The organism is Amycolatopsis halotolerans, assembly GCF_042647905.1.
Lineage (GTDB): Bacteria > Actinomycetota > Actinomycetes > Mycobacteriales > Pseudonocardiaceae > Amycolatopsis > Amycolatopsis halotolerans.
Map to the genome: position 1 here is coordinate 68047 of NZ_JBHRWI010000049.1, position 24344 is coordinate 92390.

Below are 24344 nucleotides of genomic sequence, written 5' to 3' on the forward strand. Positions count from 1 at the left end.
AGTGGGATTACCTCACTCCGCTGAGCGATGAGTGAGACGCACGGTTGACTCGTGGGTGATCGCCGCTGCCTGATCGAGGAAACCGATCACCGTTTGGAGTTGCTCGTCGGAGTAGCCGGCCGCCAGCGCCTTCATCGCCGCGACGGTGTAGTCCCACAGCGGGGCGGCGCGCTCGATGTTCGCCGGGCTGATGCCGACGAGGACTTTCCGCCGGTCGTCCGGATGCGGCATCCGGTTGACGATGCCCTTGCGCTCGAGCCGGTCGACCAGCGCGGTGACGGACGCGGGCGCGAGCCCGGCGTACCCGGCCAGCTCCTTCGGCGTGAGCGGGCCGAGGCGGGCGAGGTACTCGGTGACCTTGCTTTCGACCGCCGAGAGCCCGCTCTGCTCGGCGATGGCGGTGTGGAACATGACCGTCTCCGTCGACAGCACCCGCGAACGATGCAGCAGCTCAGCGACCAGATCCTCGCGCTCGCTTGACATGACCGGGAGTCTAGCGGACTATTTAGTTCGACAGAACGAATTACTTTCCAAGATATTCGAGGGGGCGAACCATGACACGAGTTTTGATCGCGGGCGGGGGCATCGCGGGGGCGATCACCGCGATCGCGCTGCACGAGGTGGGCCACGAACCGGTGCTGTACGAGGCGTACGGCCGAAGCTCGGAAGGGGTCGGCGCGTTCCTGACGCTCGCCGTCAACGGCCTCGACGCGCTGACGCCGTTAGGCCTGAAACCGCTGGTCCAAGACCTGGGCTTCGACACGCCGCGGATGACGCTCGGGCTCGGCAACGGCCGCAAGCTCAGCGAGTTCCCGCTCGGCGGGCCGCTGCCGGACGGCACGGTGAGCCAGACCGTTTTGCGCTCCGACCTCTACGTGGCGCTGCGCGACGAGGCGGCAAGACGCGGCGTGCAGACGGAGTTCGGCAAGCGCCTGACCGACGCCAAGCAGACGGCGGACGGGGTCACCGCGACCTTCGCCGACGGCACGAAAGCCCACGGCGACCTGCTGATCGGCGCGGACGGGCTGCGGTCGGCAGTCCGCGGAATCCTTGATCCCGCCGCACCGTCGCCGCGGTACGTGCCGCTGCTCAACACCGGCGGCTTCGCACGCGGCCTCGATCTCGACGACGAGCCCGGCCTCATGCACATGGTGTTCGGCCGCAAGGCGTTCTTCGCGCACGTGCTCGCCCCGGACGGGGTGGTCTGGTGGTTCGCGAACGTGCCGCACGCCAGCGAACCGACGGAATCCGACCTCGCCGCGATGCGCGGGCCCGGCTGGCGGAAGCGGCTGCTCGACCTGGCCCGCCCCGACCGCACGCCGGCCACCGCGATCATCGAGGCCAGCGAAAACATCTACGAACCGTGGGCGACGTACGACTTCCCGACGGTCCCGGTGTGGCACCGCGGCCGGATCGGCCTCATCGGCGACGCCGCGCACGCGACGTCACCGGCGGCCGGTCAGGGTGCGGCGATGGCGATCGAGGACGCGGTGACGCTCGCGATGTGCCTGCGCGACGTGTCCGACCCGGCGGCCGCGTTGACCACCTTCGAGGCGTTGCGCCGCGAACGCGTGGAAGCCGTTGTGGCGCAAGGAAAACGCAACGGCGACGCCAAAGCTCCCGGCCCGATCGGCCGCGTGCTCCGAGACTTCTTCATCTCGCGCGCCGTGCGCAAACCGGCCACCGACGACCCGAACCGGTTCATGTGGGACCACCGGATCGACTGGGCGGCCCCGGTGAAGGCGGCTTAGCGCCAGGTGTCGACGCGGTGGAAGTTCTTGTACGCCCGGCTCGGCGTCGGCCCGCGCTGCCCCTGGTAGCGGGAGCCCGCTTCGCTGGAGCCGTACGGGAATTCCGCCGAGCTGGACAGCCGGAAAATGCACAGCTGACCGATTTTCATCCCGGGCCACAGCGTGATCGGCAGGTTCGCGACGTTCGACAGCTCGAGCGTGATGTGCCCGGAGAAGCCTGGGTCGATGAAGCCCGCGGTGGAGTGGGTGAGCAGCCCGAGCCGTCCGAGCGAGGACTTGCCCTCGAGCCGCCCGGCGAGGTCGTCGGCGAGGGAGACCTGCTCGAAGGTGGACCCGAGCACGAACTCGCCGGGGTGCAGCACGAACGGCTCGTCGCCCTCTTTTTCGACCAGCGAGGTCAGCTCGTCCTGCTGCAGCTGCGGGTCGATGTGGGTGTATTTGCTGTTGTCGAAGACCCGGAAGTAACGGTCGAGCCGGACGTCGATGCTGGACGGCTGGACCATGTCAGGGTCGAAGGGGTCGATGCCGAGACGGCCGGCGTCGAGCTCTTTGCGGAGGTCACGGTCACTGAGCAGCACGGATGCAGCCTATCGGGCGGGCAGGCGGCGCCGGGGCACCCCTCCGCTCGAACACGGCGTTCATCCGCTTGAGGTACCGCCGGCGCCCGAACGCCCCGAGCGCTTCCTGCAGCGCAGTCGCACCGGGGACGAGCTGGCGGACCGTCTCCGCCGCGTAATTCACCCCCGCGGCGGCGAGCACCGCGGCCTGCGCGACCGGGTTGTCCGGCAGCCCGAGAAAGTCGGCGTTGTCCCGCCCGAGCACGAGCCGGCTGATCGCGGAATGCACGCCGACGTTCACCTGCGCGAGAACCTTGCCGGCGGCCCCGCGCCCCTCGCCGATCGCCGCGTGCGTATCGACGAGGGCGCGGGCGAGCCGCTTGGAGTCGTCGTCCGGGATGAATTCGGTGACGGCCAGCATCCAGAGCAACCGCCAGGCGTCGTCCTCGTCGGCGGGCAGCAGCTCGTCGTCGACGCCCATCAGCCAGCCGACGTAGCGCCAGAGATGGAGGATGTCGGCCTTCTCGCGAGCGGTGTAGCGGAGGCCGAGGAGTTGCGTGCCGAAGACGTAGACGAGCGAGAAGAGGAGGAGCGTACCCGCGGTCTGGACCTGATTGACCGGACGGTCCCACCGGTCGTAATCCCAGTCCGGCCGGCTGTTCATCGCGCGCCGGACGTGCGCGTGCACCAGCCGGATCCTGAGCGCGGCCTGATACCCCGTGCCGTGCTTGTGGAGCGCCCCCGGAGTTGTGACGTCAATCCACCACGCCGCGGTCTCCACCAACCGCCGCGGCGCCCGGTACTCGATTTCGCCGGTACCGACCAGGGATTTCGTCGCTCGGGAGGCTAGGTAGCCGCCCATGAGCGACATGTCGCCGAGCGGGAAGAGACCGAGGAGTCCGGCCCTTGTGATCGCCTTCGCACCGCTGACCAGCCTTCTTTGGTCGACCCAGTACGGGGTGGCTTCGACGTGGTCGATGAAGGTTGTTAGTTCGGGCGGGGCTTGTTCCCCGGCCAGCGCTTGGTCGACTCTCGTCTGGTTGTGGGGTTCGCGGTGCAGCCACTCGACGACTGCGTCGGCTAGGGCGTCTTCCTGCTGCGCGAAGGTCCGGAGCCGTTTGAGCTGGCCTTCGTCCGCGGTGGCACCTCTCGTTCGGGCAGCCAGCCGGAACCCGCCTTGGCGGAACATCTCGGGGGGCATCTCGGGGTCGTCCATCGCGCACCTCCGTGGGTCGACAACAAGTGTTGTCACTTTGAGGAGGAGGCGTCAAGGCGTGGCCCCGCTGGACATGGGGGTGCCGTGGTTGTGTATGCTGGCTGGGCACTGCGGATGTAGTTCAATGGTAGAACATCAGCTTCCCAAGCTGAATACGCGGGTTCGATTCCCGTCATCCGCTCTCTTGATTGTTTTCGTAGCTCAGAAGGGGACGTTTCCCAGAATGGAGACGTCCCTTTTTTGCAACACAGCTGCGCCACGGCGGTTTGTCGGCAGATGCGCGACCGCTTCATCATCCTAGGAGTTTCTTCGCACGACTCGCTGAGTCAGGAGGATCCGTGGAGTCGGCTGGCTCGCGTTGCGGAGGGGCGCAAGTTGGGAGCCTTGTTTCGGTCTGCCATGTGCGCCAGCCGAGACGGACGTGCACGCGCGTCCGCCGACCGTCATCCGCGATGTTCTTCGATCGGCTCTGGCCAGCCAACCGAGGTCTCCTCCAGCAGCAGCCGCTGCACCCGCGGATCCGACCAGATCCGCGACAGTTCCTCCGCCAGAGGCCGCATCCCTTCGTCGGCCTGCACGCCAGCTTTTAGCAAGCCCGGAAACCACATCATCCGACGCTGCTGCATGTCGGCCTTGGCGGCGTCGAACTCTAGGTTCAGCTTGTCCTGGCCAGCGGCCACTAATGCCGCAGCATCGCGTTCAGCATCAGACGCATCGCGCAGCGCCAGCTGCCGTGCTACCCCTACGTGCTGCGGCACTGGACCAACGTCAGGGTCATCAATGACTCGATACCGCTCGATCGTCGACCACGGCAGGCCTGTCACCGGGTCTAATCCACCACCAGGTCGCGTTAACCACGCAGCAGCTCGGGCCCGGCGAGCGCGGTAAGCGTCCTTTAACCTCCGCGCAGTACGGCGATCAGCGAGCGCGACATCCGCCTCCGCAATCTCGTGCCGCAGTTCCTCGTCCGTCGGAGGCGGACTTGTCAGAGCAGTCAACCGATCGGTCAACGGCACTTCGAGGTCGCTCCCATTCACTAACCAGTCAGTCTGGAACGCAACGACTTCATCGAGGTCGACCTCCGGCATCCCAGTACGCAACGCCGCGTCCTGCTCACGCCACTCCTCGATACCCAACGAGCCAGCACCAGCCCGCGCCCGAAGCTCGAACAGACGATCCAGCAGCCCCACCGGCCAACCCCATAGCACGTCAGCCGCCTGAGCCTGGTTGAAGTCCATCGACTGATTATCTCAGAACGCCCGAACGCTCCACGACACACCGGCCAGAACTGGCGAGTTGGACAATGCCACCGACGCCCATCTCGCCAGCCGATCCGAAGCAGCAAACCAACGACATGTTCCGGTTAAACTGGGAAACCGCCAATGGTGGCCGTACCTCGGCCGATAAGGGAAGCCAAGGCCGAACTGCCAGCACTTGCGTTACCGGCACGACATTGATGCTCTTCCTCAATTGATCGCAGCTTTCCATACAGGATTCTACTGAGCGGCGGCAATTCCACCCAACGTCCGACGATCTCAGCATCCGAAAACCCGGGCTGGTCACCGACCCAACTTGCCAACTCCTCGCCGGGACGGGGGCAACTGTCCAGTTCAAGCCCTTCCCATAAACCCCGAATAGCTTCCAAGCAGGCAGCGACTGGCCAATCATTGAATAGGACACGGTCTTTCAGATCGTGACAGTCGAGACACGCCGCTACGACATCTCGCCCGCCCGCCACTCGCGGCACCGGGAAGTGATCGTGCTCATGACGGTCGCCCAGGGGCACTTCGCAGTAGAAGCAGACGAGACAGGAACACTTGCGCTTCCTGATCGATTGGCGCACCTGCTTCGGGTCCATGTACACGGTTATCGCTCCAGTCGTCCGACCTCCTGCAAGGATGACGGGGTGATCCTGTGATCGCAACCAGGATCCGAGTGTGCCATCCCGAATCCCTAAGCAGCGACAGTCTTTCGGCGGAGCTGAGTATTCACTGCGGGCTGTGAGACTGGGAGCTATCCGACTCGAGTAACTGTGTCAGTCTTCAGAGACTGAGCCGTTGCCCTGCGGTGGAACCAAAACAACCCGCACAACACCGCCAACCACACCACTCCAACGACCAACGCCAGGCGGGTGTCCTCAGCGAACGCCATCACCACGAAGATGAACACCATGAACACCATCGTCAAAACCTGACCCACCGGCCAGAACGGCACCGGGAACTCCCGCGAGGCCTGTTCCCCAGCGGACAGCTGGCGACGAGCCCGGTAGTGCGTAAGCAGGATCATGAACCAAACCCACACCGTCGCAAACGTACCCACCGACGCGATCAGCAGGAAAGCGCTGTCCGGCAACAGATAGTTCAAAACAACAGCCAGACTCAAAGCGGCAGCAACCACCAGGACAGTCATCCACGGGATGCCATTACGCGTAACCCGGGCCATGACCGCGGGGGCTTGGCCGCGTTGGGCCAGACCGTAGATCATTCGGCCGGCGCCGAAGATGTCGCTGTTGATGGCGGACAACGCGGCCGTGACCACGACGATGTTCAGAACCGTTGCGGCGGAGTGCAATCCGAGACCGGCGAAGATCTGGACAAAGGGGCTGCCGGAGGTGCTGATCGTGTTCCACGGGTTCAGCATCATGATGATCGCCAAGGTCGCCACGTAGAAAAGCAAAACCCGGACGGGGACCGTGTTGACGGCCTTCGGCATGGCGGTGCGCGGGTCTTCGGATTCGGCGGCGGTGAGGCCCAGAATCTCTGTGCCGCCGAAGGCGAACATCACCAAGGCGAACGAAGCGATGAAACCGCTGATGCCATTGGGGAACCAGCCGCCATGGGACCACAGGTTGGTGACACTGCCGGAATTAGAACCGAGGCCGAAGATCAGGATTGCCGCGCCGCCGAGGATCATGGCGACGATGGCGACTACCTTGACCAGGGTGAACCAGAATTCCAGTTCACCGTAAACCCGTACGCTGACCAGGTTCGCGGCGGCGATGACCAGGATCGTGAGCACTACCCAGATCCACCGCGGCACGTCTGGGAACCAGAATCCCATATACACAGCCAAAGCCGTCACATCGGCGACGCAGACGATCACCATCTCGAACGCGTACGTCCAGCCGGTCAGGAAACCCGCGAGAGGACCCAGGTGTTTCCGCGCGTATTCGCCGAACGAACCGGGCGCTGGATCGTTGACGGCCATTTCGCCCAAAGCGCGCAGGACGAAGAAAATCGCCGCGCCGCCGATGAGGTACGCGATCAGGACGGACGGGCCCGCTTTGGCGATCGTGTCCGACGAGCCGTAGAACAATCCGGTGCCGATCGCCGAACCCAAAGCGATGAACCGGATGTGTCTGCCGTTGAGCCTACGGCTCAAACCATCCCCGGACCTCGTCGTCATTGACGCCTGCCTCCCGAAATCGGTAGCCCGCGGTGCGAGCGGGTCGGCACAGTAGAACTGATCCGGCCGGGGCCGCCCAACCAACGACTACCGGAAAGCGTCTGCGATTTCAGACGGTCCACAAAGGACCGCTAGGACCCTCAGCCCTCCACCAATTCCCACGGGGAACCGGGCTCGGCGCGGTCGAACACCTGGCCCGGCGCGGCGAGCAAGGTCGACACGACGTCCGGGTACAGCTGTACGACGTGTTCCAGTTCCAGGCCCTCCACCTCGAAATCCTCCGCTTCGGGGACCTCGAAGCCGACGAACAGCCACGTTCCGTCCTGCTCCCGGACAACCTGGCGAACCGCCCGCGATGGCGCTGCGGCGGTTGTGCCGATTTCGGTCAATCCGGTGCTCAGCTGGACTTCTTCGAGCGGCGAACCGGGATGCGTCCAGGCGGCGACGCGGGCGTCGCGGTGGACGAGATCTTCGTCCAGGTCGTCGGAGTCCGACACCGAACTGAGCAGCCAGGTGCGGCGTTCCGGGTCCCAGTCCGCGGCCATCCCCGCGGGCACGTCGGCCAGCGCGACCAGGTGCGGCAGCAGCGCCACTGCCTCGCGCAGGACCATCGCGCCGAACACCTGGCGGTTGACCTCCATGTCCTCTTCGAACTCGGCCCCGTCGCTGATGAACCAGTCGTCGTCATCGTCGAGGACGACGAAGGCCAGTTTCTCCGGGTGCTCCACCAGTTCGTGCGCGATGATCACCGGGGATTCCGGGTCCTGTCGCAGCGGCCATTCCTCGGACATGTTCACTCCCCGTCGTCGATTACCTGCAACCACTCGGCATCCGGTGCCTCGCGGAAGAACACTTCGCCCGGCTCCGCGTCCAGCAGCTCCACCACGTCCGGGTACAGCTCCGCCACGTGCCCGAGTTCGAGGGTGTCAACCTCGACCTCGGTCTGCTCATCCGGGTCGGGCACCTCGAAGCCGACGAACATCCATGTGCCGTCTTCTTCCCGGCTCACGTAACGCACGCTGCGGGCCGGAGCGTCCGCCGCGGTGGCGATCTCCATCAACCCCAGGCTGAGGTTCACCTCGTCCATCGGCGACCCGGCGTGCGGCCAAGCGGCGTCGCGGGCCTCCCGGTACGCGCGGGCCTCCTCGTCGTCGCTCGGGACGAGCGGCGAAATCAGCACCCAGGACGCGCTGTCGGCGTCCCAGTTCGCGCCCATCCCGGCCGGCAGCTTGGCCAGCGCCCGCAGCTGCGGCAACAGCTCGACGACGTCGTGCAAGCACACCGTGGCGAACTGCTCCCCGTCGAGTTCCGGGTCGTCGCCGAACTCCGAACCGTCGCTGACGAACCAGCCCTCCTCGTCGTCGAGAAGCACGTGATCCAGGTTTTCCGGATGCTCGATCAGGCCCTGCGCGACGAGCACCGCCGCGTGCGGTTCCTGCCCCATCGGCCAGTCTTGCGACATACCCGCTCCCCACCTCGCGTTCGGCTGCGGGCCCATCCCACCAGACCCGTCCGTCCCGGCGCACAGCGCGTCTCCGGCAGGAAATTCCACACCCATTGGATTAGGCTCGGCGGCATGGTGCTGCCCGAACGTCTCGCCCGGTTCAACCGCGTGGTCACCAACCGGGTCACGAAACCCTTCGCCGACAAGCTGCCCGGATTCGGGGTGGTCGTGCACCGCGGACGCAAGTCCGGCCGCGAGTTCCGCACCCCGCTGAACATCTTCCGCACCGACGACGGATTCGTCGTCGCGCTCACCTACGGGCCGGACGCCGACTGGGTCCGCAACGTCCGCGCGGCGGGCGGGGCGGAGGTGCTCACGCGCGGCCATAAATACCGCGTGCGTGATCCGGAACTCGTGCATGATGAATCGCGCCGGCCGATGCCGCCCGGGGTGCGGCAGTTCCTTGGACTGGTCGGCGTCACGGATTTCCTTGTGCTTAAACGAGAATAAGGGGCGCGATGCTCACCGGGAAGCTAGTGCGGCTGCGGGCGATCGAACCGTCGGACGCCGAATCGATCTATCGGTGGATCCACGACCCCGCGGTCGGCCAGTACATGACCAACGACCATCCGCGCTCGCTCGCGCAGCTGCGCAAATGGGGCGAAGAGCGGCCGGTGAACAAGTACGAGAACGTCGTGCTGGGCATCGAATCGATCGAGGCCGGGAAACTGATCGGCGTCGTCGACCTCCGCGACGCGCGCCCAGAGATCGGCCGCGCCGAGTTGGACATCTACATCGGCGAGACCGACCACTGGGACGGCGGATACGGCACTGAGGCGCTGAAACTCATGTGCCGCTACGGATTCAACGTGATGCGGCTGCACCTGATCGCGCTCTGGGTGGTCGCCGAGAACGAGCGCGCGCGGCACGTCTACCGCAAGGTCGGGTTCGTGGAGGACGGCAGGCACCGCGAATGCCATCGCGGGCCCGACGGCCAGTACCACGACATGTACCTGATGAGCCTGCTCGAGCCGGAGCTGAACGACTGAGCTAGCTCTTGACCTGCCGCTTGCCCCACAGGCTCGCGGCCAGCGTCACGCCGATCGCGGCGAGCACGACCTGGGTGATGATCTCCAGCCAGTCGATGCCCTTGGTGTCCGCGTAGCCGAGCCCGCGCGCGATGGCGGTGCCGACGAACGCGGCGACGATGCCGACCAGGATCGTCAGCCAGATCGGGATCGCTTGCTTGCCAGGTGCGACCAGCTTGCCGAGCAGGCCGAGGATCAGGCCGATCACGACCGCGCTGATGATGCCGGAAACCGCCATGGCGAACTCCTTCTGCCGAGAGGATCGGGCCCGACCGGTTTAACCCGGAACCCGAGGCGCCAAACCCGGCTTACCGCCCACCTTCGGCTGCCGCCACTGGAAGCACGAAAAATGCCCCGGTCCGGGTGCGGACCGGGGCATTTTTCCAGCCAGTGCGATCAGAAAGCGGCTTCGTCGATCTCCATCAGCGCGTTGTCCGCGGCCTCCACGATGGCGCGGCGCGAGGTCAGCTCCGGCAGCACGCTCTTCGCGAAGAACGACGCCACCGCCAGCTTGCCCTCGTAGAACGGCTTGTCCTTGGCCGACGCGCCGTCGTCGAGCTTGGCCAGCGCGACCTCGGCGCCCTGCAGCAGCTTCCAGCCGACCAGCAGGTCGCCCACCGACATCAGCAGCCGCACGGTGTGCTGGCCGACCTTGTTGATGTTCTGCGGGTCCTCCTGCGACGAGGTCAGGTAGCCGATCAGCGAGCCCAGCATGCCCTGGGTGTCCTCGAGCGCCTGCTTGAGCAGCGCGCGCTCGTTCTTGAGCCGGCCGTTGCCCGCCTCGGACTCGATGAACTTCGTGATCTCGCCCGCCACGAACGCGAGCGCCTGGCCCTTGTCCCGGACGATCTTCCGGAAGAAGAAGTCCAGCGACTGGATGGCCGTGGTGCCCTCGTACAGCGAGTCGATCTTCGCGTCGCGGATGTACTGCTCGATCGGGTAGTCCTGCAGGAAGCCGGAACCGCCGAGGGTCTGCAGCGACTGCACGAGCTGCTCGGTGGCGCGCTCGGAGCCGACACCCTTGACGATCGGCAGCAGCAGGTCGTTGATGCCGTGCGCCAGCTTCAGGGCGGCTTCGTCGCCCTCGCCGGTCCACAGCTGATCCTGGAAGGACGCGGTGTACAGGTAGATCGCGCGCAGGCCCTCGGCATACGCCTTCTGCAGCATCAGCGAACGACGCACGTCGGGGTGGTGCGTGATCGTGACGCGCGGCGCGGCCTTGTTCAGCATGTTCGGCAGGTCAGCGCCCTGCACGCGCTCCTTGGCGTACTCCAGCGCGTTCAGGTAGCCGGTGGACAGCGTGGCGATCGCCTTGGTGCCGACCATCATCCGGGCGTACTCGATCACCTGGAACATCTGCGCGATGCCGTCGTGCACCTCGCCGAGCAGCCAGCCCTTGGCCGGGGTGCCGTGCTGGCCGAAGGTCAGCTCGCACGTGGTGGACACCTTGATGCCCATCTTGTGCTCGATGTTGGTGACGTAGGCGCCGTTGCGCTCGCCGAGCTCGCCGGTCTTCGAGTCGAAGTGGAACTTCGGGACCAGGAACAGCGACAGGCCTTTGGTGCCCGGCTTGGTCTCGATGCCGGGACCCTCGGGACGGGCCAGCACCAGGTGCATGATGTTCTCGACCATGTCGTTCTCGGCCGAGGTGATGAACCGCTTCACGCCGTCGATGTGCCAGGAGCCGTCCTCCTGCTTGATCGCCTTGGTGCGGCCGGCCCCGACGTCCGAACCGGCGTCCGGCTCGGTGAGCACCATGGTCGCTCCCCAGCCGCGGTCGATCATCAGCTGAGCCCAGTGCTTCTGCTCTTCGGTGCCGTTCTTGTCCACGATCATGGCGAAGTTCGGGCCCGCCAGGTACATGAACAGCGGGGCGTTCGCGCCGAGGATCAGCTCGGCCGCGGCCCACTGCACCGTCGGGGGCAGGCCGAAGCCGCCGAGGTCGTTGGTGAGGCCGAGACGCCACCACTCGCCGTCCATGAGCGCCTTGTAGCTCTTCTTGAACGACTCGGGGATCGTCACGCTGAACGTCTTGGGGTCGTACACCGGCGGGTTGCGGTCCGCGTCGGCGTAGGACTCGGCGAGCGGGCCCACGGCCAGCTTGTTCAGCTCCGACAAGACCCCGCGAGCGGTCTCCTCGTCCGACTCGGCGAGCACGCCCTTGCCGAGCCGTTCCTGCACGCCGAGTACCTCGAAGAGGTTGAACTCCAGGTCTCGGACGTTGCTCTTGTAGTGGCCCATGTCGTCACTCCGTGTCGTGTTCGGCTTTCCGGCCGGGCACTGGTTCCCTTACTCGCCGGTAACATCAGGATATTACCTACGAGTAACCAGAGCAAGCGAATCCGCCCTTCCAGGGGTGGCAATTCGCTCGGAATGACGGGTCGACCAGGGGTCGGCCTCACCGGGTGCTGCGCGCCACGGCCTCCTGCACGGCCGGGGGACCGGCGCTGTCGTCAAGCTGGGGGACGAGGATGCCGCTGCGGAACGCGATGGTCACCGCGTGTGTCCGGTCGCGAGCGGAAAGCTTGCGGAGAATGCTCTTCACGTGGGTCCGCACGGTTTCCACGGACAGGAAAAGCAGCTTCGCGATCCCGGAGTTCTCCAGCCCTTCGGCGACGAGCTGCAAAACCTGGTATTCGCGCCGCGAAAGCGGCATGGCGCCCTTGGGCTGCACGAGGTGCCCGTCGACCGGAGCGGCTCTTGGCGACGGCTCGCGCTTGGGCCGCGCGGTGAGCGCGGACAACGCCGGGTCGATGTAGCGCCGGTCGTGGTGCGCGCGCCTGACCGCCTCGGCGAGCCGCCGGGAATCGACCGCACGCGGCACGATGGCGTGCGCACCCGCGCCGATGGCCGCGGCGAGGTACTGCTGAGTGCGGTTGGTGTCGCGCACGAGGGTGACCAGCACGAGTGCCGGGTCGCCCGCGTTGAGCAGTTTCGCGAGATGGCAGTTGGGGTCGAGCGCGGAGTCCAGGATCACGACGTCCGGGCGGACCTGCTCGCACAACTGCATCGCCGCGTGGTGGCTCGCCGCCTGGCCGGACCAGTGCAGGCCCAGCGTGCGGTGCACCATCGACGCGATGCCCTCGCGGAAAATCGGGATGGGGTCGACCACGGCGACTCCCAGGCTTCGACCGCCGGCTGGCTGACCGGCCGACATGGGCGTTCGGTGGGGCTCGATGCCACGCATCTCGGGCCTCCGTCCTCGAGGTCGCTCCCGGTGACCGGCACGCCCCCTCGGCGTGCCCGCCGGTCCCCCCTGCCGGAACCGGCCGGGAACGACACCTTGTCCCTGGTTCGACTCCGCCGAGAGCGGCTTGTGACGCGGTTTCCCCCTCATGGCCGTAACGGCTGGTCGCAGCAAACTCTCAGTAGAAAAGCGGCCTCGAAATGCGGGAGGACGGCGCAGCGAGGGTCCGCCCGAGTGGGTTAGCTCTACTGAGGGTTTAACTGCTCGGGTGAATCTCCGATGACCGCCTGTGCGCGCAGCCGACCGAACTCCACGGCGAGGGTTTTCGGGGTCCAGTGGGCGTTCAAACCGCTGGGATTCGGCAGCAGCCAGACCTTTGATGTCCCAATTGTCCGGTCTTGCGGTCCGACGGCGGCTCGCCGATCCCCGAACGCGACGCGGTAGGCAGTGATCCCGACCACTGCGAGCCAGCGCGGGCGGTACTTCTTGACCTTCTTGGTGAGGATCTCGCCGCCTTCGCGGAGTTCGGCGTCGGTCAGCTCGTCGGCGCGGGCGGTGGTTCGGGCTACGACGTTGGTGATGCCGAGACCCAAGGCGAGGAGTTCGTCTTGTTCGCCCGGGTCCAGCTGGCGAGGGGTGAAGCCGCTGGCGTGGAGGGCGGGCCAGAAGCGGTTGCCGGGGCGGGCGAAGTGCAGGCCGAGCGCGCCGGAGTAGAGGCCGGGGTTGATGCCGCAGAACAGCACGTTCAGGTTGGCGGCCAGGACGTCCGGGATGGTGGTCCCGTGCGCGGCGGCTTGTTCGGCCTTGGTGGGTTTCGCGGGCATGAGTCCAGTTTCCGGCACGCTGGGCGGTGCGGGCGGGACGCCCGACGGCGCCCGGCAGACCGGCGGGTCACCGCTGACCGGGACTGGTTCTCCGCACGAACTCCCGGCGCGGGGTAGCCAACCCGGCGCCCGGATCGGTAGCCTGTGTGATCTCTCGCACAACGGCGTCGATGAGGAGAGCACATGCAACTATGGCTAGTGCTCGGCCTGGTAGCACTGATCATCGCCATAGCCTCGCTGATCGTGATCCTGGAAGACCGCCGCGCGGCGCGCCAAGCCGCGATCGCCAGACGAGCCCGGTTAGCGCGTCTTGGCGAGGTCGATCCGCTCGCTCCGGGCAGGCTCCACGCGGAGAGTTGAAGAGATCGGCCGAAGGGCGAGCAGCAGCGCACCGGCCAGCCAGCCGAATCCGGCCCCGACGGTGTTGGTCATGAGGTCGTCGACGTCGAAGATCCGGTAGACGAACGGCGCGGTCCCGAAGTTCGCGGTGAGCTGGGTGATCTCGACGGCCAGTGAGGCCGCGAAACCGATCGCCACCGCGCCGACCAGGCCGCGTCGCCACAGCACCCGGGCGAAGAAGCCGAGCGGGACGAACAAGAGCACGTTCATCGCTGCCTGCTGGAACGTCTGGGTGGTGAACCAGTCCGCCGCCGAAAGCCCGTGCTTCACCAGCTCGGTGTGGATGTCCGCGATCCACTGGAACGGCTCCAGCTGCACGGTCTGCTCCAGCCGCCTGCTGTTCGGGCCGGGCAGCGGCAGGAAGACGACCGCCAGCGCCATGCACGCGTAGAACACGACCGCCGCCGTGGTCACCAGGCTGCGCGGCCGCAGCCGGCCGTGGCGCGCGAACTGGAGTACGAGCTGCGGGATCAGGATCGTCGCCCATACGGCGAGGAACCCGATGAACCCGTACTGCAGGGCGGTGACCTGTGCGTTCGTCATATCCAGAACGCTATGGATCTTCCCGCGCGCGCACTTCGGTCGAAGAGCCGGACGGTCTGGACCACGGGTCGGCCAGATGGCCGAGTGCTCGCCGACCGATCGGTCAGCGCTCGCTCGAAGGCGGTTCGTCGTCCCGTTCCGCCCGCTCCGAGCGCCAGGCCGCGAAGACGGTGCCCGCGATCAGCAAGACGACCACGCCGAGCACCAGCACGACGAGCTGAAGTTCCATTTGTCCCCCTCGGCACCCAACGCACAGATCGGCTGGCGCGGGGCGAACGTTACCGAAACTTTCACCCGCCACCGGCCGTTCTGCCCTGGTCAGGACCGTCCGATTTGGGCAGACTGCTTCGCCGGGCGTCCGCATCAGGGGTCAAGCGGGCGCGAACACCGGAGGAAACATGAAGCTCTTCACCCGGCTCGCGGCCACCGCCGCGGCCGCACTGGCCACCGTGGCCGTCACGAGCGCGCCCGCCGAGGCCGCACAGACCGCCGACGTCCGGATCATCGCGTTCAACGACCTGCACGGGAACCTCGAACCGCCGTCGGGATCGAGCGGCCGGATCACGCTCCCGGACGGGTCCAAGGTGGACGCGGGCGGCGCGGCTTACCTCGCGACGCACGTCAAGCAGCTCGAAGCGCAGGTGCGCAATTCGATGGTGCTGTCCTCGGGCGACAACATCGGCGCGTCGCCGGTGATCTCGGCGCTGTTCCACGACGAACCGACCATGGACTTCCTCAACGACCTCGGCGTGAAGGCGTCCGTGGTGGGCAACCACGAGTTCGACGAGGGCTACCGGGAACTGCTGCGCATGCAGTTCGGCGGCTGCAACAAGACCGACGGCTGCCAGTTCCGCAAGAGCTACGACGGCGCACGCTTCCCGCTGCTCGGGTCCAATGTGTACTTCGACAACGGGCTGCCCGCGCTGCTGCCGTTCAGCATCCAGTACTCCGGCGGCGTTCCGGTCGGCGTCATCGGCGCGACGCTCAAGGACCTCCCGTCGGTCGTGACGCCGGAAGCCATCAAGGGCCTCAAGTTCGGCGACGAGGTCGAGGCGATCAACCGCACCGCGAACATCCTCGACCGGCTCGGCGTCAAGGCCCAGGTCGTGCTGCTGCACCAGGGCGACGAGGCGCTGCCCGGCGCGGGTCCGAACGACTGCAAGGTCCAGCCGAATGGCGAGGCCGGGACCATCGCGAAGAACGTGACGCCGAAGGTCGACGCGATCTTCACCGCGCACAGCCACCAGCAGTACAACTGCGTGATCAACGACCCGGCGGGCCAGCCGCGGCCGGTGATCCAGGGCGCGTCATTCGGGCGGCTGCTGTCGGTCGTCGACCTGAAGATCGACCGCCGCACGCGCGACGTCGTCCGGTCGCAGACCAAGGCGCACAACGAGATCGTCACCCGCGACGTCACGCCGGACCCGGCCGTGACCAAGCTCGTCGACGAGGCCAAGACGAAGGCCGCGCCGATCGCGAACAAGCAGGTCGGCACCATCACCGCGGACCTGCCCGCGGCGGGCGGGCCGTCCGGCGAATCGCCGCTCGGCGACGTGATCGCCGACGCCCAGCTCGAAGGGACCAAGTCCAACAACGCCGTGATCGCGATGACGAACCCGGGCGGCATCCGCGCCGACCTGACGTACAAGTCGTCGTCCGCCGGTGAAGGCGACGGCGTCGTGACCTACGGCGAGGCGTTCACCGTGCAGCCGTTCTCGAACATCATGCAGACGATCACGCTCACCGGCGCGAACCTGAAGAACGTGCTGGAACAGCAGTGGGGCCAGCCCGGCGGCACCAAGATCCTGCAGATCTCGAAGTCGCTGCACTACACGTACTCGGCGGCCGCTCCGGTCGGCTCGCGGGTCTCGAACATCACGGTCAACGGCACGGCGATCGATCCGGCGGCCAAGTACCGGGTTTCGGTGAACAACTTCCTCGCCGCTGGCGGCGACGGGTTCAGCGAGTTCACCAAGGGCACCGATCTGGCTGGCGGTCCGGTGGACCTGGACGCGTTCATCGCTTACCTCGGCGCGCACCCGGGCATCGCTCCGCCGCCCGCGGACCGGATCACCGCAACTCCGTAACTCAGTAAGTCAGCAGATAAGTAAGTCAGTAGCTCAGCAAGGAGCCCTCGCCCACCCGGGCGGGGGCTCCTCTCGTTTCTCCAAGACAGCGCGGCGGAGGCGGGGCACGATGGTCGGCATGACGATGACCTGGGACGACGTGACCACGTGGGCACAGGAGGAGCTGGCCGAGACCGAGGTGGCGACCTGGTACCGCACCCCCGCGCTGAAGGTGGCGGGCAAGGGTTACGCGCGGCTGCGCACCGAGGCCGAGGGCGGGCTGGTGCTGTTCGTCGGCCTCGACGAGAAGGCAGCGCTGCTCGCCTCGGGCGATCCGGCCTTCTTCACCACGCCGCACTACGACGGCCACGGCTCGATCCTCGTGCACCTCGCCCGCGTCGATCCGCAGCAGCTGCGCGAACTGCTCACCGAGTCGTGGCGGTCGAAAGCCCCAGCCCGGCTCAGCAAATGACGATCGGCTGCGGCGAGTACGTCGTGCTGCGGCTTTCCTCGCGGACCTCGCCGCCGCTGGCCAGGTCGTAGAACACCCGGGTGTCGCTGACCGTGAACCCGGACGCGCCCGGCGACGCGTGACACTGGCCGTCCGGACCGGGTCCGAGCTGCACCGTCGGCGGTACCTGGTTCGACGGCGCTCCGCTGCGGCCTTCGACGCGGAAGTGCTTGGTACCCCAGATCTTCACCGTCACCGACCCGCCGCTGGCGCTCGCCTGGATCGCGAACCCGGTCGGATCGTTGTTGGCCAGCTTGAGGTCCACGGCGTTGCCGGAACTGTCCACCGCCACCGCGTCGCGGCCCGCCGGGTAGCGGTTGACGAAGTGGTCGTGCGCCGCGTGGCCGCCGTCGCCGAGGCCGGCCAGGTAAGCCGCGTTGTACAGAGTGGACGAAAGCTGCGACAGGCCGCCGCCCGGCACCGCCGGACCGGTGCCGTCCTCGTCGACCGGCGCGGACGCGTAACCGCCGCCGCGATAGTCGTTGAGGCTGAAGGAGTCTCCCGGTTTCACGAGGACACCGTTGATGCGTCCGGCGAGCGTGGCGACGTTGTCCGCGGCCGGGCCGCTGAGCCCGCCGGTGGTGTACTCGCCGATGACCTCCTTGACGCCCATCGCGTTCGCGCCGTCGGTGGTCAGGGTCGGGTGCTTCTGGTCGTAGGCGACCGGCAGATCGCGGCCGGACGGCTTCGCGAGCACGTCGGTGAGGGACTTGAAAGTGTTGGCCCAGTTGATCTTTCGCCCGTCTTCGGACGGTGTGACGGTCGGAGTGCCGGAGTCGAGGCTGATCTGCGCGTCCTTGCTGTTCGTCTCGGTGGACACCAGGTCCGGCTGGACGGCCGCGCGCAGTTTCTCCTGATCGATCCGCAGTTCGAGACCGCCGCCGTTCGGCTGGAACTGGAACGACGACGCGATCGCCGACGGCCGCAGCGTGCTGTCTTTGCCCTGTCCGTGCAGCACGACCGGCGAGGCGACCGCGGGCGCGACCACGGTGTCCAGCAAGCGGTGCACGTCGGCGGAGGTGGTTTTGGCCGGGGTCACGGCCATCTTCAGGGTGACCCCGCGCGGCGAAAGCCAGTCCGCCACCACGGTTTGCACCGCGGCCGGGACGTCGGCCAGCTCCTGGCCCTGCCGCGGCTCGACCGCATAAGCGGTGACGCCGTCCGACTCCTTCGGCGTGAACCCGATGCTGCCCTCGACCAGCGGATGGTTGAGCTGCTTCCCAGCGAGCTGCTGCACCGCGTCAGTAACCTCGAGCTGGTCGCTGCGCGTCACGACGCCCACCTCGCGGGTGGTGAAGAACGACAGCAGGCGCGTGACCGGGCTCCACGGCTGGTGCCCGGCCTGAGCGAGCGTGCCCGGCCAATCGAGGCCGAGCCCGGAATCCGCGGGCACGAGCGTCCCGGTGACGTCACCGGCGTGGATCGCCACCGGCCGGGTCAGCCGGGGCTGGAGTTCGCTGTGCAGCTTGGCTTCGGCCTCGGCGTAGGACAGATCGCCGACGTCGACGCCGGCCACCTGCACACCGCGTGGCACGTCGCCGGCGCTGGTCATCAGGTCGATGGTGTAGGCCAGCACGAACAGCCCGAGCAGGCAGCCGACGATCATGAACGTGCGGCCGACGCGCTTGCGGAAACGGCGGAAGCGGGTGTTGGGCGGCGGGGGCGCGTCGGCCACCGCGAAGATCTCCGTGGCCAGATCGGATTCGCCGGCCAGGGCGGGGTCGTCCAGCAGCTCGTCGCTCAGCAGGTCGTCGGCGAAAGCCGACGAACGGTCTTCTTCACGCAACGCCTGCCTCCCCTGGTACGGGAGCTACAGGTACAGCCCCGTGCCGTGTTCGGTCCGCTCCGTGGCCACCGCGTGGATGTCGCGTTCGCGCATCACCAGGTGGCCTTCGCCCTGGATCTCGACCTCGAGCTGGTCCTCCGGATTGAAGAGCACCCGGTCGCCGTGCTTGACGTTCCGCACGCTGTTGCCGACACCCAGTACATCACCCCACACCAGCCTGCGCGCGACTTGCGCGGTGGCGGGAATCACGATGCCGCCGCTGCTGCGACGCTCGCCTTCCTCCTGCGACAACCGCACGAGGACGCGGTCGTGCAGCATCTGGATCTCGAGCTTCGGCGTGTCCGGCACGCCGTTCATGCTACTGACCGGATGCCGGAGCCTTGGGCTCGCCCGCCATCATCAGGCTCAGCGCCTTCCCCCCTCCGCTCTCGAAACGCACCGGGACGCCCCAGTCCTGCCGGGTGATCCGGCACGCCGGGTGCTCGCCGCCGTCGTCGCAGCTCGCGGCCTGCGCCACTACCTGCAACACACCTTCGGTCGCGCCCTCGGCGAACTTGATACGCCGCACGAGGTCAGTTCCGACTCCGGCTCCGTCGGCGAGCAGTTCCGGCGGCGACGCGGTGATCTCCAGCCGCGTCGACGGCCCGTAGCGCTCGTCGAGCTTTTCGCCGGGCGGCGGGGTGAAGACGACGGAAAACTCGACCTCGCCGGGCGCGAGCACGGTCGGCGGCCGCCGCACGGCCTGGTGAGTGCCCGCGACCGCGGTCGCCTGGCCATTGCCCCCGAGCGGGGTAACCCGGTTGCCCGCCGACTCCACGACGTACAGCTCGCCGTCGTGGCGCACCAGTCCTTGCGGTTCGGCGAACCCGGTCGCGAGCGTCGTGACGTCGCGGGTGAACGGGTCGTAGCGGCGGATCGCGCCGTTGTAGGTGTCGGCGATCGCGACCCGGCCGTCAGGCAGCACGGCGAGGCCGAGCGGATGCTGCAGCAGCGCCTGGTCGGACGGGCCGTCGGCGTGGCCGAAGGTGAACAGGTCCGTGCCGACCGCGGTGTGCACGGCGAACGACTCGCCCGCCGGTTCGATCCAGCGCAGGGCCGAGGTTTCCGCGTCGACGAACCACAGTTTCTGCCCGTCCACGGCGAATCCGGACGGCTGGGCGAAGAACGCCTCGTGCACGTCGCCGTCGCGCAGGCCCTCGACGGTGGTCCCGGCGAACCGGCGGATGGTGCCTGAGGACGGGTCGAACACGCTCAGCGTGTGGTTTCCGGCCATCGCGACGACCACGCCGCCCGCGGGGGCCCACCACGTGACGTCCCACGGGCTGGTGAGGTCGGTGTCCAGCGCCTTGCCGGTGTCAGTGCCGTCGCGCCACTGATTCCCGGTTCCGGCAACGGTTTTCACCTCGCCGGTGTTGAGGTCCAGGCCGCGCAGGCGGTGCCCGGCGGTGTCGGCGACGATCGCGTGATACCCGGCGCGCTCGGCGACTTCGTTGGGCAGCAGGGCGATTCCGGACGGTTCGGCGAACTGGGCCAGGTCGAACGGCCCGTCCTGCGTCCCGCGAACGCCGCTGCCGAAGCGGCGGATGACGGTCTCGCCGTCGGACGCGAACTCGACGATGGAGTGATGTCCAGTGTCCGCCACCAGAATCCGGCCACCAGCGGTGACGACGGCCTTGCTGGGGAAACGCAGTTCGGTGCGCTGCTCCTCGACCGGCACGTACGGGCTGCCGCCGCGCCGGAGCGTGCCCTTCGCGTCGTGCTTGGCGACGAGGTCGGCGATTACGCGGCGTAGCGCCTCGCCGTGGCCCTCACCGGCCGCGACGTGCACGACGTAACCCTCGGGGTCCACGACGACCAGCGTCGGCCACGCCCGCACGGCATACTGCGACCACAGCTCCATCTTCGGGTCGTTGACCACCGGATGGTGCACCTCGTACCGGCGAACCGCGGCCTCGATCGACGTGCGCTCGCCCTCGCGGCTGAACTTCGGCGAGTGCACCCCCACCGTGACCAGGACATCCGCGAATTCCTGTTCCAGCGGACGCAGTTCGTCGAGAACGTGCAGGCAGTTGATGCAGCCGCTGGTCCAGAAGTCCAGCAGCACCACGCGTCCGCGCAGTTCCGCCAGGGTGAGCCGGCGTCCGCCGGTGTTGAGCCAGACGTCGCCGGTCAGCTCGGGCGCGCGTACGCGGGCTTGCCGGGCTTGCGGTGAGGAAGTCACGGGAGGAGTGAACTACATCCGGTCACGCGGTGTTCCGTCAACCACGGCCGGAGAGAAGAACCTCACCCCGGCGAGGGAGCCCATTCCGGGCAAAAAAGGACGCGCGGACGCGGCCGGGCGCTACGTACGCTTCGGGCATGGCACACGTTCAGCCGGCCGAAGCCTTCACCGTGGAGGAGGCCCGCATCCTGCAGCAGAATCTCGGCGAGCCCTTGCGGCCCGGCCTCACGCCCGCAGAACTGAGCGACGTCGAGGACCAGTTCGGCTTCACCTTTTCCGACGACCACCGGGTTTTCCTCACCGCGGGCGTCCCGGTCGGCGACCGTTGGCCGGATTGGCGCCACGGCGACCCGGACCAGCTGCGCAAACGCCTCGACTGGCCGGTCGACGGCGTCCTGTACGACGTGGAGAACAACGACCTGTGGCTGCCCGAGTGGGGCACCCAGCCGCGGTCGATGTGCAACGCGCTGGCAGTCGCGCGACGGCACCTGGCGACGGTGCCGCAACTGGTGCCGGTGTGCGGGCATCGATATCTGCCCGCGACAGCCGGGGAATCCGGGTATCCGGTGCTGTCGGTGTATCAGACCGATGTGGTCTATTACGGCTGGGACCTGCGCAGTTACCTGCGGCACGAGTTCGGCGGAGAGCCCTTGGGGGAGGAACCAGCGGGCGTCCGGATCGTGGAGTTCTGGTCGCGGTTCGTGGAATGAGCTGTGTTTGATGGCGCCGGCTCCGCCGTCGCGTGCGGGATCGCTGTGTTTGATGGCGCCGGCTCCGCCGTCGCGTGCGGGATCGCCTTCAAGTCGGCGTCGGACCTGGTTTGACCCAACCGGCCAAAGACCACCACCCAACCCGACCCGAACGCGGGATCGCGTCGGCGTCTGGCGGGAACGACGTGCACGGCCCCCAGGCCGGGTGCGTCGTTCCCGCCAGACGCCGACTTGAAGGCGATCCCGCCGCGACGGCGGAGCCGGCGCCATCAAACACAGCTCAAGACTCCCGGCGCAGCATCCGGCTGACGCCCGCCGCGACGGTGGTCGCGAGGATCCAGCCGGACGCGGTGAACCCGGCGGCGACCCAGTTGTCCGCGCCGTGCATGTACCAGCGCGACTTGTTGCCGAAGTCGACGATCGGCACCAGCAGGTCGGCGGTGTAGATGACCGGATTCCACTGCAGCCCGGAGTCTTGCTGGTTGACGAGGCAACGCGGTCCGCTGGTCATGTAGCGGCCGGTGTGGTCGTTGACGCAATCGTCCTTGCCGAGGCCGAACCACAGGCTGCCGAGCACTAGGAGCGTGAGCAGCCAGCCGAGCGCGCGCACCGGGCGGAAGCCGTAGCCGACCATCGACCGCTGGAGCCAGCTCCACAACCGGACGCCGGGGCCGAAGAACTTGAAGCCCTTGGCAAGTGCTTCGTAGCGGAACTGCTGCTTCCTCAGGGCGACCGTCGAGGCGTGCTCCTCGTTCCCGGCTGCGCGCAGGGTCGCGGCCAACTGGTCGTACGGTCCTGGACGGTAGCCGCGCATTGCCTTGCGGAGCAGGTCGATCCGGTGGTCCAGCGCGTTGTCGTCGTCGAGGGCGATGCCGTGTTTCAGTGCGTCGTAACGGAAGTCTTCCAGTTCGAGACCGTCGGTGGCCTTCCAGATCTCCTCGTTGTCGGCCAATGCGCCGCAATGTGCCCTGCGCAGGCGCACCGATCCCGTCGGCGGTTCGGCAGGAGACAGGACGAACTCGTCTGCCGTGACGTCACTGGCGTCGAGCGCGATGTCATGCGGGGCAAGGGATCCCAGCTTCGCGCCGTTCATGTCGAGCCTTCGCGCGATCTGCGCGCCGTCGAGATTCACGCCGCCCTCGGCCAGGAATGGACGGTCCTTGTCCTCGGTCAGTACGACGTCGCGGCCGATCCGCGCGGTCCGGATGTCGAGGGAGAAACTGCTCGATTTCCGTTGCCCCGGCTCGGTGAGCAGCGTGCCGAACATGTTCACGCTGCCGCCGATTTCCGCGCCTTGCAGCCTCAAAGTGCCCTGCAGGGTGGCGTCGGTCAGCTGGAAATTTCCGGAGATCTTGGCTCTCCGCGCGGAAAACACGTCTCGCCCGGGGTGGAGGAACATCGAATTCCAAGCGAGGAAGTTGCCCCCGACTGTGACGTCCGCGAGCCTGAGCTGCCCGATCGGGACCCGGAGGTTGGTCGCCTCGATGTCGCCGCCGATCGTCGACCCGTCGAGGTGCAGCGCCCGGTCGTAATACGGCGTCGCACGGCCGCGCACCATGGTGATCTCCGCGCCCGCGAGCCTGAGCGACCCGCCGATGCGCGCGTTGACCATGCGCAACGTGCCGAACGCCCGGAGCCCGTCGGACAGTTCGAGATTGCCGTCCACCTTCAACCGATCCGCGACCAACGCCGGTCGCGGATCGAGGTACGGATCTCCGGATTTCCAGGCGTCCACAGCGATCGGCCCGCGCTGGTCGACCTGAAGCCGCGCCTCGCGCATGACGATGTCACTGTCCACAGTGGCGCTGGGCAGGTAGAGAACACCCTTGGCAGAGAACCGTTTCCGCTCGCTGGCAGGCCCGTAGTTGTCGACCTCGCACAGCAGACTGCCGCCGATGTGCAACCCGTTGCCGTTGAACGCGAAGCCGTCCGGATTGTCGAACGTGGCCCCCGAGAAGTTGACGTTACCGCCGGTCCGCATGCCCGGCAGCCGCACCTCGCCCTTGGCGACCATCCGATACGCCAGCAGGGCACCGGTGATCACCAGCCGGTCGCCCTGGATCGCTTTGCCGTGCGGATGGCTGATCGTGGTCCTGGTGAGCACGACGGACCCGTCGATCACCGCGTCGGTGAGGTTGACCGCCGCATTGGGCATCCCGCGCTCACGATCGTCCCCGCGCTGCACGGTCGTGGTCTCGAGCTCGAATTGATCCGCCGCGATTTCCACGACACTGCGAACCAGCCGCACGTCATTCCGGCTGCGCAAATTGCGTGCTCGCAGTCCGGGAAGCCAGCATTTGCGGAATACGAGCCCGAGAAGCGTCGCCTCCCGCACGTCCGGCGGATGCTCGAAGCGGCAGCGTTCGAATTGGAAAAGGAAATTGAGGTCGGCGGCGCGCAGGTCGAACGTGCCGGTGATGTAAGCGTCCTCGACCTGGACGATCGGCGCGTTCGTGGCCTGCCGTCTCCAGCGGAGGATGCCACTGGTGCCAGGTTTGAGCAGGTCCGCGGCCTTCACCTCGTACCGTTTGTCGGGAACCCCGGCAAACGGATCAAGCGGCGGCAAGGTCGTATCGGTCGGCACGAGCCCCTTCTCCCCACGATCGTCGGCCCTCAGGGAATCGGATCAACGGCGG

Annotated in this window: 23 protein-coding genes and 1 tRNA gene; 7 read left to right on the forward strand and 17 right to left on the reverse strand. The window is 67.3% G+C overall.

Translation table 11 applies throughout. The annotated features are described in order from the left end of the window. Positions 1-12: 12 nt before the first annotated feature. Complete coding sequence (locus ACFORO_RS34035; protein WP_354740679.1) at positions 13-483, reverse strand: MarR family winged helix-turn-helix transcriptional regulator; 471 nt, start codon at positions 481-483, stop codon at positions 13-15. A 71-nt stretch (positions 484-554) separates the two neighbouring features. On the opposite strand from ACFORO_RS34035, the gene ACFORO_RS34040 reads away from it, so the two are divergent. Further along, positions 555-1751 carry an FAD-dependent oxidoreductase gene (locus tag ACFORO_RS34040; protein ID WP_377871233.1) on the forward strand — a complete coding sequence of 399 codons (1197 nt, stop codon included), beginning with the start codon at positions 555-557 and terminating at the stop codon, positions 1749-1751. On the opposite strand, the gene dcd is transcribed toward ACFORO_RS34040, so the two are convergent. After that, a complete protein-coding gene (dcd, locus tag ACFORO_RS34045) occupies positions 1748-2329 on the reverse strand; it encodes a dCTP deaminase (protein ID WP_116199417.1) in 582 nt (193 codons plus the stop codon). The genes ACFORO_RS34040 and dcd overlap by 4 nt on opposite strands. Next, the gene (locus ACFORO_RS34050) at positions 2316-3524 is read right to left on the reverse strand and encodes an oxygenase MpaB family protein (RefSeq protein ID WP_377871234.1); all 1209 of its coding nucleotides are present in this window, start codon (positions 3522-3524) and stop codon (positions 2316-2318) included. The genes dcd and ACFORO_RS34050 overlap by 14 nt, the downstream gene beginning before the upstream one ends. Positions 3525-3634: 110 nt before the next feature. Between ACFORO_RS34050 and ACFORO_RS34055 the strand changes: the two genes are divergently transcribed. Next, a tRNA-Gly gene (locus ACFORO_RS34055) sits at positions 3635-3705 on the forward strand. Positions 3706-3967: 262 nt separating this feature from the next. Here the strand turns inward: ACFORO_RS34055 and ACFORO_RS34060 are convergent. The 4 genes from ACFORO_RS34060 to ACFORO_RS34075 form a co-directional block, all read right to left on the reverse strand. Beyond that, positions 3968-4762: a hypothetical protein gene (locus ACFORO_RS34060; RefSeq protein ID WP_377871236.1), complete on the reverse strand. Its 795-nt coding sequence runs from the start codon at positions 4760-4762 to the stop codon at positions 3968-3970. A gap of 775 nt (positions 4763-5537) precedes the next feature. After that, positions 5538-6929, reverse strand: a complete 1392-nt coding sequence (locus ACFORO_RS34065) for an amino acid permease (protein ID WP_377871237.1) — start codon at positions 6927-6929, stop codon at positions 5538-5540. Between the two features lie 140 nt (positions 6930-7069). Next, positions 7070-7720 carry a hypothetical protein gene (locus tag ACFORO_RS34070; protein WP_377871238.1) on the reverse strand — a complete coding sequence of 217 codons (651 nt, stop codon included), beginning with the start codon at positions 7718-7720 and terminating at the stop codon, positions 7070-7072. A gap of 2 nt (positions 7721-7722) precedes the next feature. After that, positions 7723-8391 (reverse strand): hypothetical protein, encoded by a 669-nt coding sequence (locus ACFORO_RS34075; protein WP_377871239.1) that lies wholly within the window; start codon positions 8389-8391, stop codon positions 7723-7725. Positions 8392-8505: 114 nt separating this feature from the next. On the opposite strand from ACFORO_RS34075, the gene ACFORO_RS34080 reads away from it, so the two are divergent. Both ACFORO_RS34080 and ACFORO_RS34085 read left to right on the forward strand, forming a co-directional pair. Continuing rightward, complete coding sequence (locus ACFORO_RS34080; RefSeq protein ID WP_377871240.1) at positions 8506-8883, forward strand: nitroreductase family deazaflavin-dependent oxidoreductase; 378 nt, start codon at positions 8506-8508, stop codon at positions 8881-8883. An 8-nt stretch (positions 8884-8891) separates the two neighbouring features. Then, entirely contained in the window at positions 8892-9422 is a 531-nt protein-coding gene (locus ACFORO_RS34085; protein WP_354740665.1) for a GNAT family N-acetyltransferase, read from the forward strand. A gap of 1 nt (position 9423) precedes the next feature. On the opposite strand, the gene ACFORO_RS34090 is transcribed toward ACFORO_RS34085, so the two are convergent. The 6 genes from ACFORO_RS34090 to ACFORO_RS34115 form a co-directional block, all read right to left on the reverse strand. Continuing rightward, positions 9424-9699, reverse strand: a complete 276-nt coding sequence (locus ACFORO_RS34090) for a GlsB/YeaQ/YmgE family stress response membrane protein (protein ID WP_009085047.1) — start codon at positions 9697-9699, stop codon at positions 9424-9426. A 158-nt stretch (positions 9700-9857) separates the two neighbouring features. Then, entirely contained in the window at positions 9858-11702 is a 1845-nt protein-coding gene (locus ACFORO_RS34095; protein ID WP_377871241.1) for an acyl-CoA dehydrogenase, read from the reverse strand. A 157-nt stretch (positions 11703-11859) separates the two neighbouring features. After that, on the reverse strand, positions 11860-12648 hold the full coding sequence (locus ACFORO_RS34100) for a response regulator transcription factor (RefSeq protein WP_354740661.1): 789 nt from the start codon (positions 12646-12648) through the stop codon (positions 11860-11862). 245 nt (positions 12649-12893) lie between these two features. Further along, complete coding sequence (gene mug / locus ACFORO_RS34105; protein WP_377871242.1) at positions 12894-13472, reverse strand: G/U mismatch-specific DNA glycosylase; 579 nt, start codon at positions 13470-13472, stop codon at positions 12894-12896. A 300-nt stretch (positions 13473-13772) separates the two neighbouring features. After that, a complete protein-coding gene (locus ACFORO_RS34110) occupies positions 13773-14414 on the reverse strand; it encodes a VanZ family protein (protein ID WP_377871243.1) in 642 nt (213 codons plus the stop codon). 103 nt (positions 14415-14517) lie between these two features. Continuing rightward, positions 14518-14643: a hypothetical protein gene (locus ACFORO_RS34115; RefSeq protein ID WP_354740655.1), complete on the reverse strand. Its 126-nt coding sequence runs from the start codon at positions 14641-14643 to the stop codon at positions 14518-14520. Positions 14644-14812: 169 nt separating this feature from the next. On the opposite strand from ACFORO_RS34115, the gene ACFORO_RS34120 reads away from it, so the two are divergent. Continuing rightward, on the forward strand, positions 14813-16501 hold the full coding sequence (locus ACFORO_RS34120; RefSeq protein ID WP_354740653.1) for a bifunctional metallophosphatase/5'-nucleotidase: 1689 nt from the start codon (positions 14813-14815) through the stop codon (positions 16499-16501). A 109-nt stretch (positions 16502-16610) separates the two neighbouring features. Then, positions 16611-16952 carry an MmcQ/YjbR family DNA-binding protein gene (locus ACFORO_RS34125; protein ID WP_377871244.1) on the forward strand — a complete coding sequence of 114 codons (342 nt, stop codon included), beginning with the start codon at positions 16611-16613 and terminating at the stop codon, positions 16950-16952. Here the strand turns inward: ACFORO_RS34125 and ACFORO_RS34130 are convergent. Genes ACFORO_RS34130 through ACFORO_RS34140 form a run of 3 tightly spaced genes read right to left on the reverse strand, consistent with a single transcriptional unit; the run spans position 16942 to position 20998 of the window. Beyond that, entirely contained in the window at positions 16942-18777 is a 1836-nt protein-coding gene (locus ACFORO_RS34130; RefSeq protein WP_377871245.1) for a VanW family protein, read from the reverse strand. The genes ACFORO_RS34125 and ACFORO_RS34130 overlap by 11 nt on opposite strands. Before the next feature lie 24 nt (positions 18778-18801). Beyond that, positions 18802-19134 carry a GroES family chaperonin gene (locus ACFORO_RS34135; protein ID WP_354740647.1) on the reverse strand — a complete coding sequence of 111 codons (333 nt, stop codon included), beginning with the start codon at positions 19132-19134 and terminating at the stop codon, positions 18802-18804. Between the two features lies 1 nt (position 19135). Beyond that, positions 19136-20998, reverse strand: coding sequence for a thioredoxin-like domain-containing protein (locus ACFORO_RS34140; protein WP_377871246.1), 1863 nt, complete (start codon positions 20996-20998; stop codon positions 19136-19138). 137 nt (positions 20999-21135) lie between these two features. Here ACFORO_RS34140 and ACFORO_RS34145 point away from each other — a divergent pair, with 137 nt between their 5' ends. Further along, a complete protein-coding gene (locus ACFORO_RS34145) occupies positions 21136-21708 on the forward strand; it encodes a hypothetical protein (RefSeq protein WP_377871247.1) in 573 nt (190 codons plus the stop codon). Between the two features lie 280 nt (positions 21709-21988). Here ACFORO_RS34145 and ACFORO_RS34150 read toward each other — a convergent pair whose 3' ends face one another. Continuing rightward, complete coding sequence (locus ACFORO_RS34150; RefSeq protein ID WP_354735645.1) at positions 21989-24292, reverse strand: oxidoreductase; 2304 nt, start codon at positions 24290-24292, stop codon at positions 21989-21991. Between the last annotated feature and the right edge of the window lie 52 nt (positions 24293-24344).

Coding starts and splice junctions, on each gene's coding strand:
- ACFORO_RS34035 (WP_354740679.1), bottom strand. CDS start 483: ATGTCAAGCGAGCGCGAGGATCTGGTCGCTGAGCTGCTGCATCGTTCG.
- ACFORO_RS34040 (WP_377871233.1), top strand. CDS start 555: ATGACACGAGTTTTGATCGCGGGCGGGGGCATCGCGGGGGCGATCACC.
- ACFORO_RS34050 (WP_377871234.1), bottom strand. CDS start 3,524: ATGGACGACCCCGAGATGCCCCCCGAGATGTTCCGCCAAGGCGGGTTC.
- ACFORO_RS34060 (WP_377871236.1), bottom strand. CDS start 4,762: ATGGACTTCAACCAGGCTCAGGCGGCTGACGTGCTATGGGGTTGGCCG.
- ACFORO_RS34065 (WP_377871237.1), bottom strand. CDS start 6,929: ATGACGACGAGGTCCGGGGATGGTTTGAGCCGTAGGCTCAACGGCAGA.
- ACFORO_RS34070 (WP_377871238.1), bottom strand. CDS start 7,720: ATGTCCGAGGAATGGCCGCTGCGACAGGACCCGGAATCCCCGGTGATC.
- ACFORO_RS34075 (WP_377871239.1), bottom strand. CDS start 8,391: ATGTCGCAAGACTGGCCGATGGGGCAGGAACCGCACGCGGCGGTGCTC.
- ACFORO_RS34080 (WP_377871240.1), top strand. CDS start 8,506: ATGGTGCTGCCCGAACGTCTCGCCCGGTTCAACCGCGTGGTCACCAAC.
- ACFORO_RS34085 (WP_354740665.1), top strand. CDS start 8,892: ATGCTCACCGGGAAGCTAGTGCGGCTGCGGGCGATCGAACCGTCGGAC.
- ACFORO_RS34090 (WP_009085047.1), bottom strand. CDS start 9,699: ATGGCGGTTTCCGGCATCATCAGCGCGGTCGTGATCGGCCTGATCCTC.
- ACFORO_RS34095 (WP_377871241.1), bottom strand. CDS start 11,702: ATGGGCCACTACAAGAGCAACGTCCGAGACCTGGAGTTCAACCTCTTC.
- ACFORO_RS34100 (WP_354740661.1), bottom strand. CDS start 12,648: ATGCGTGGCATCGAGCCCCACCGAACGCCCATGTCGGCCGGTCAGCCA.
- mug (WP_377871242.1), bottom strand. CDS start 13,472: ATGCCCGCGAAACCCACCAAGGCCGAACAAGCCGCCGCGCACGGGACC.
- ACFORO_RS34110 (WP_377871243.1), bottom strand. CDS start 14,414: ATGACGAACGCACAGGTCACCGCCCTGCAGTACGGGTTCATCGGGTTC.
- ACFORO_RS34115 (WP_354740655.1), bottom strand. CDS start 14,643: ATGGAACTTCAGCTCGTCGTGCTGGTGCTCGGCGTGGTCGTCTTGCTG.
- ACFORO_RS34120 (WP_354740653.1), top strand. CDS start 14,813: ATGAAGCTCTTCACCCGGCTCGCGGCCACCGCCGCGGCCGCACTGGCC.
- ACFORO_RS34125 (WP_377871244.1), top strand. CDS start 16,611: ATGGTCGGCATGACGATGACCTGGGACGACGTGACCACGTGGGCACAG.
- ACFORO_RS34135 (WP_354740647.1), bottom strand. CDS start 19,134: ATGAACGGCGTGCCGGACACGCCGAAGCTCGAGATCCAGATGCTGCAC.
- ACFORO_RS34145 (WP_377871247.1), top strand. CDS start 21,136: ATGGCACACGTTCAGCCGGCCGAAGCCTTCACCGTGGAGGAGGCCCGC.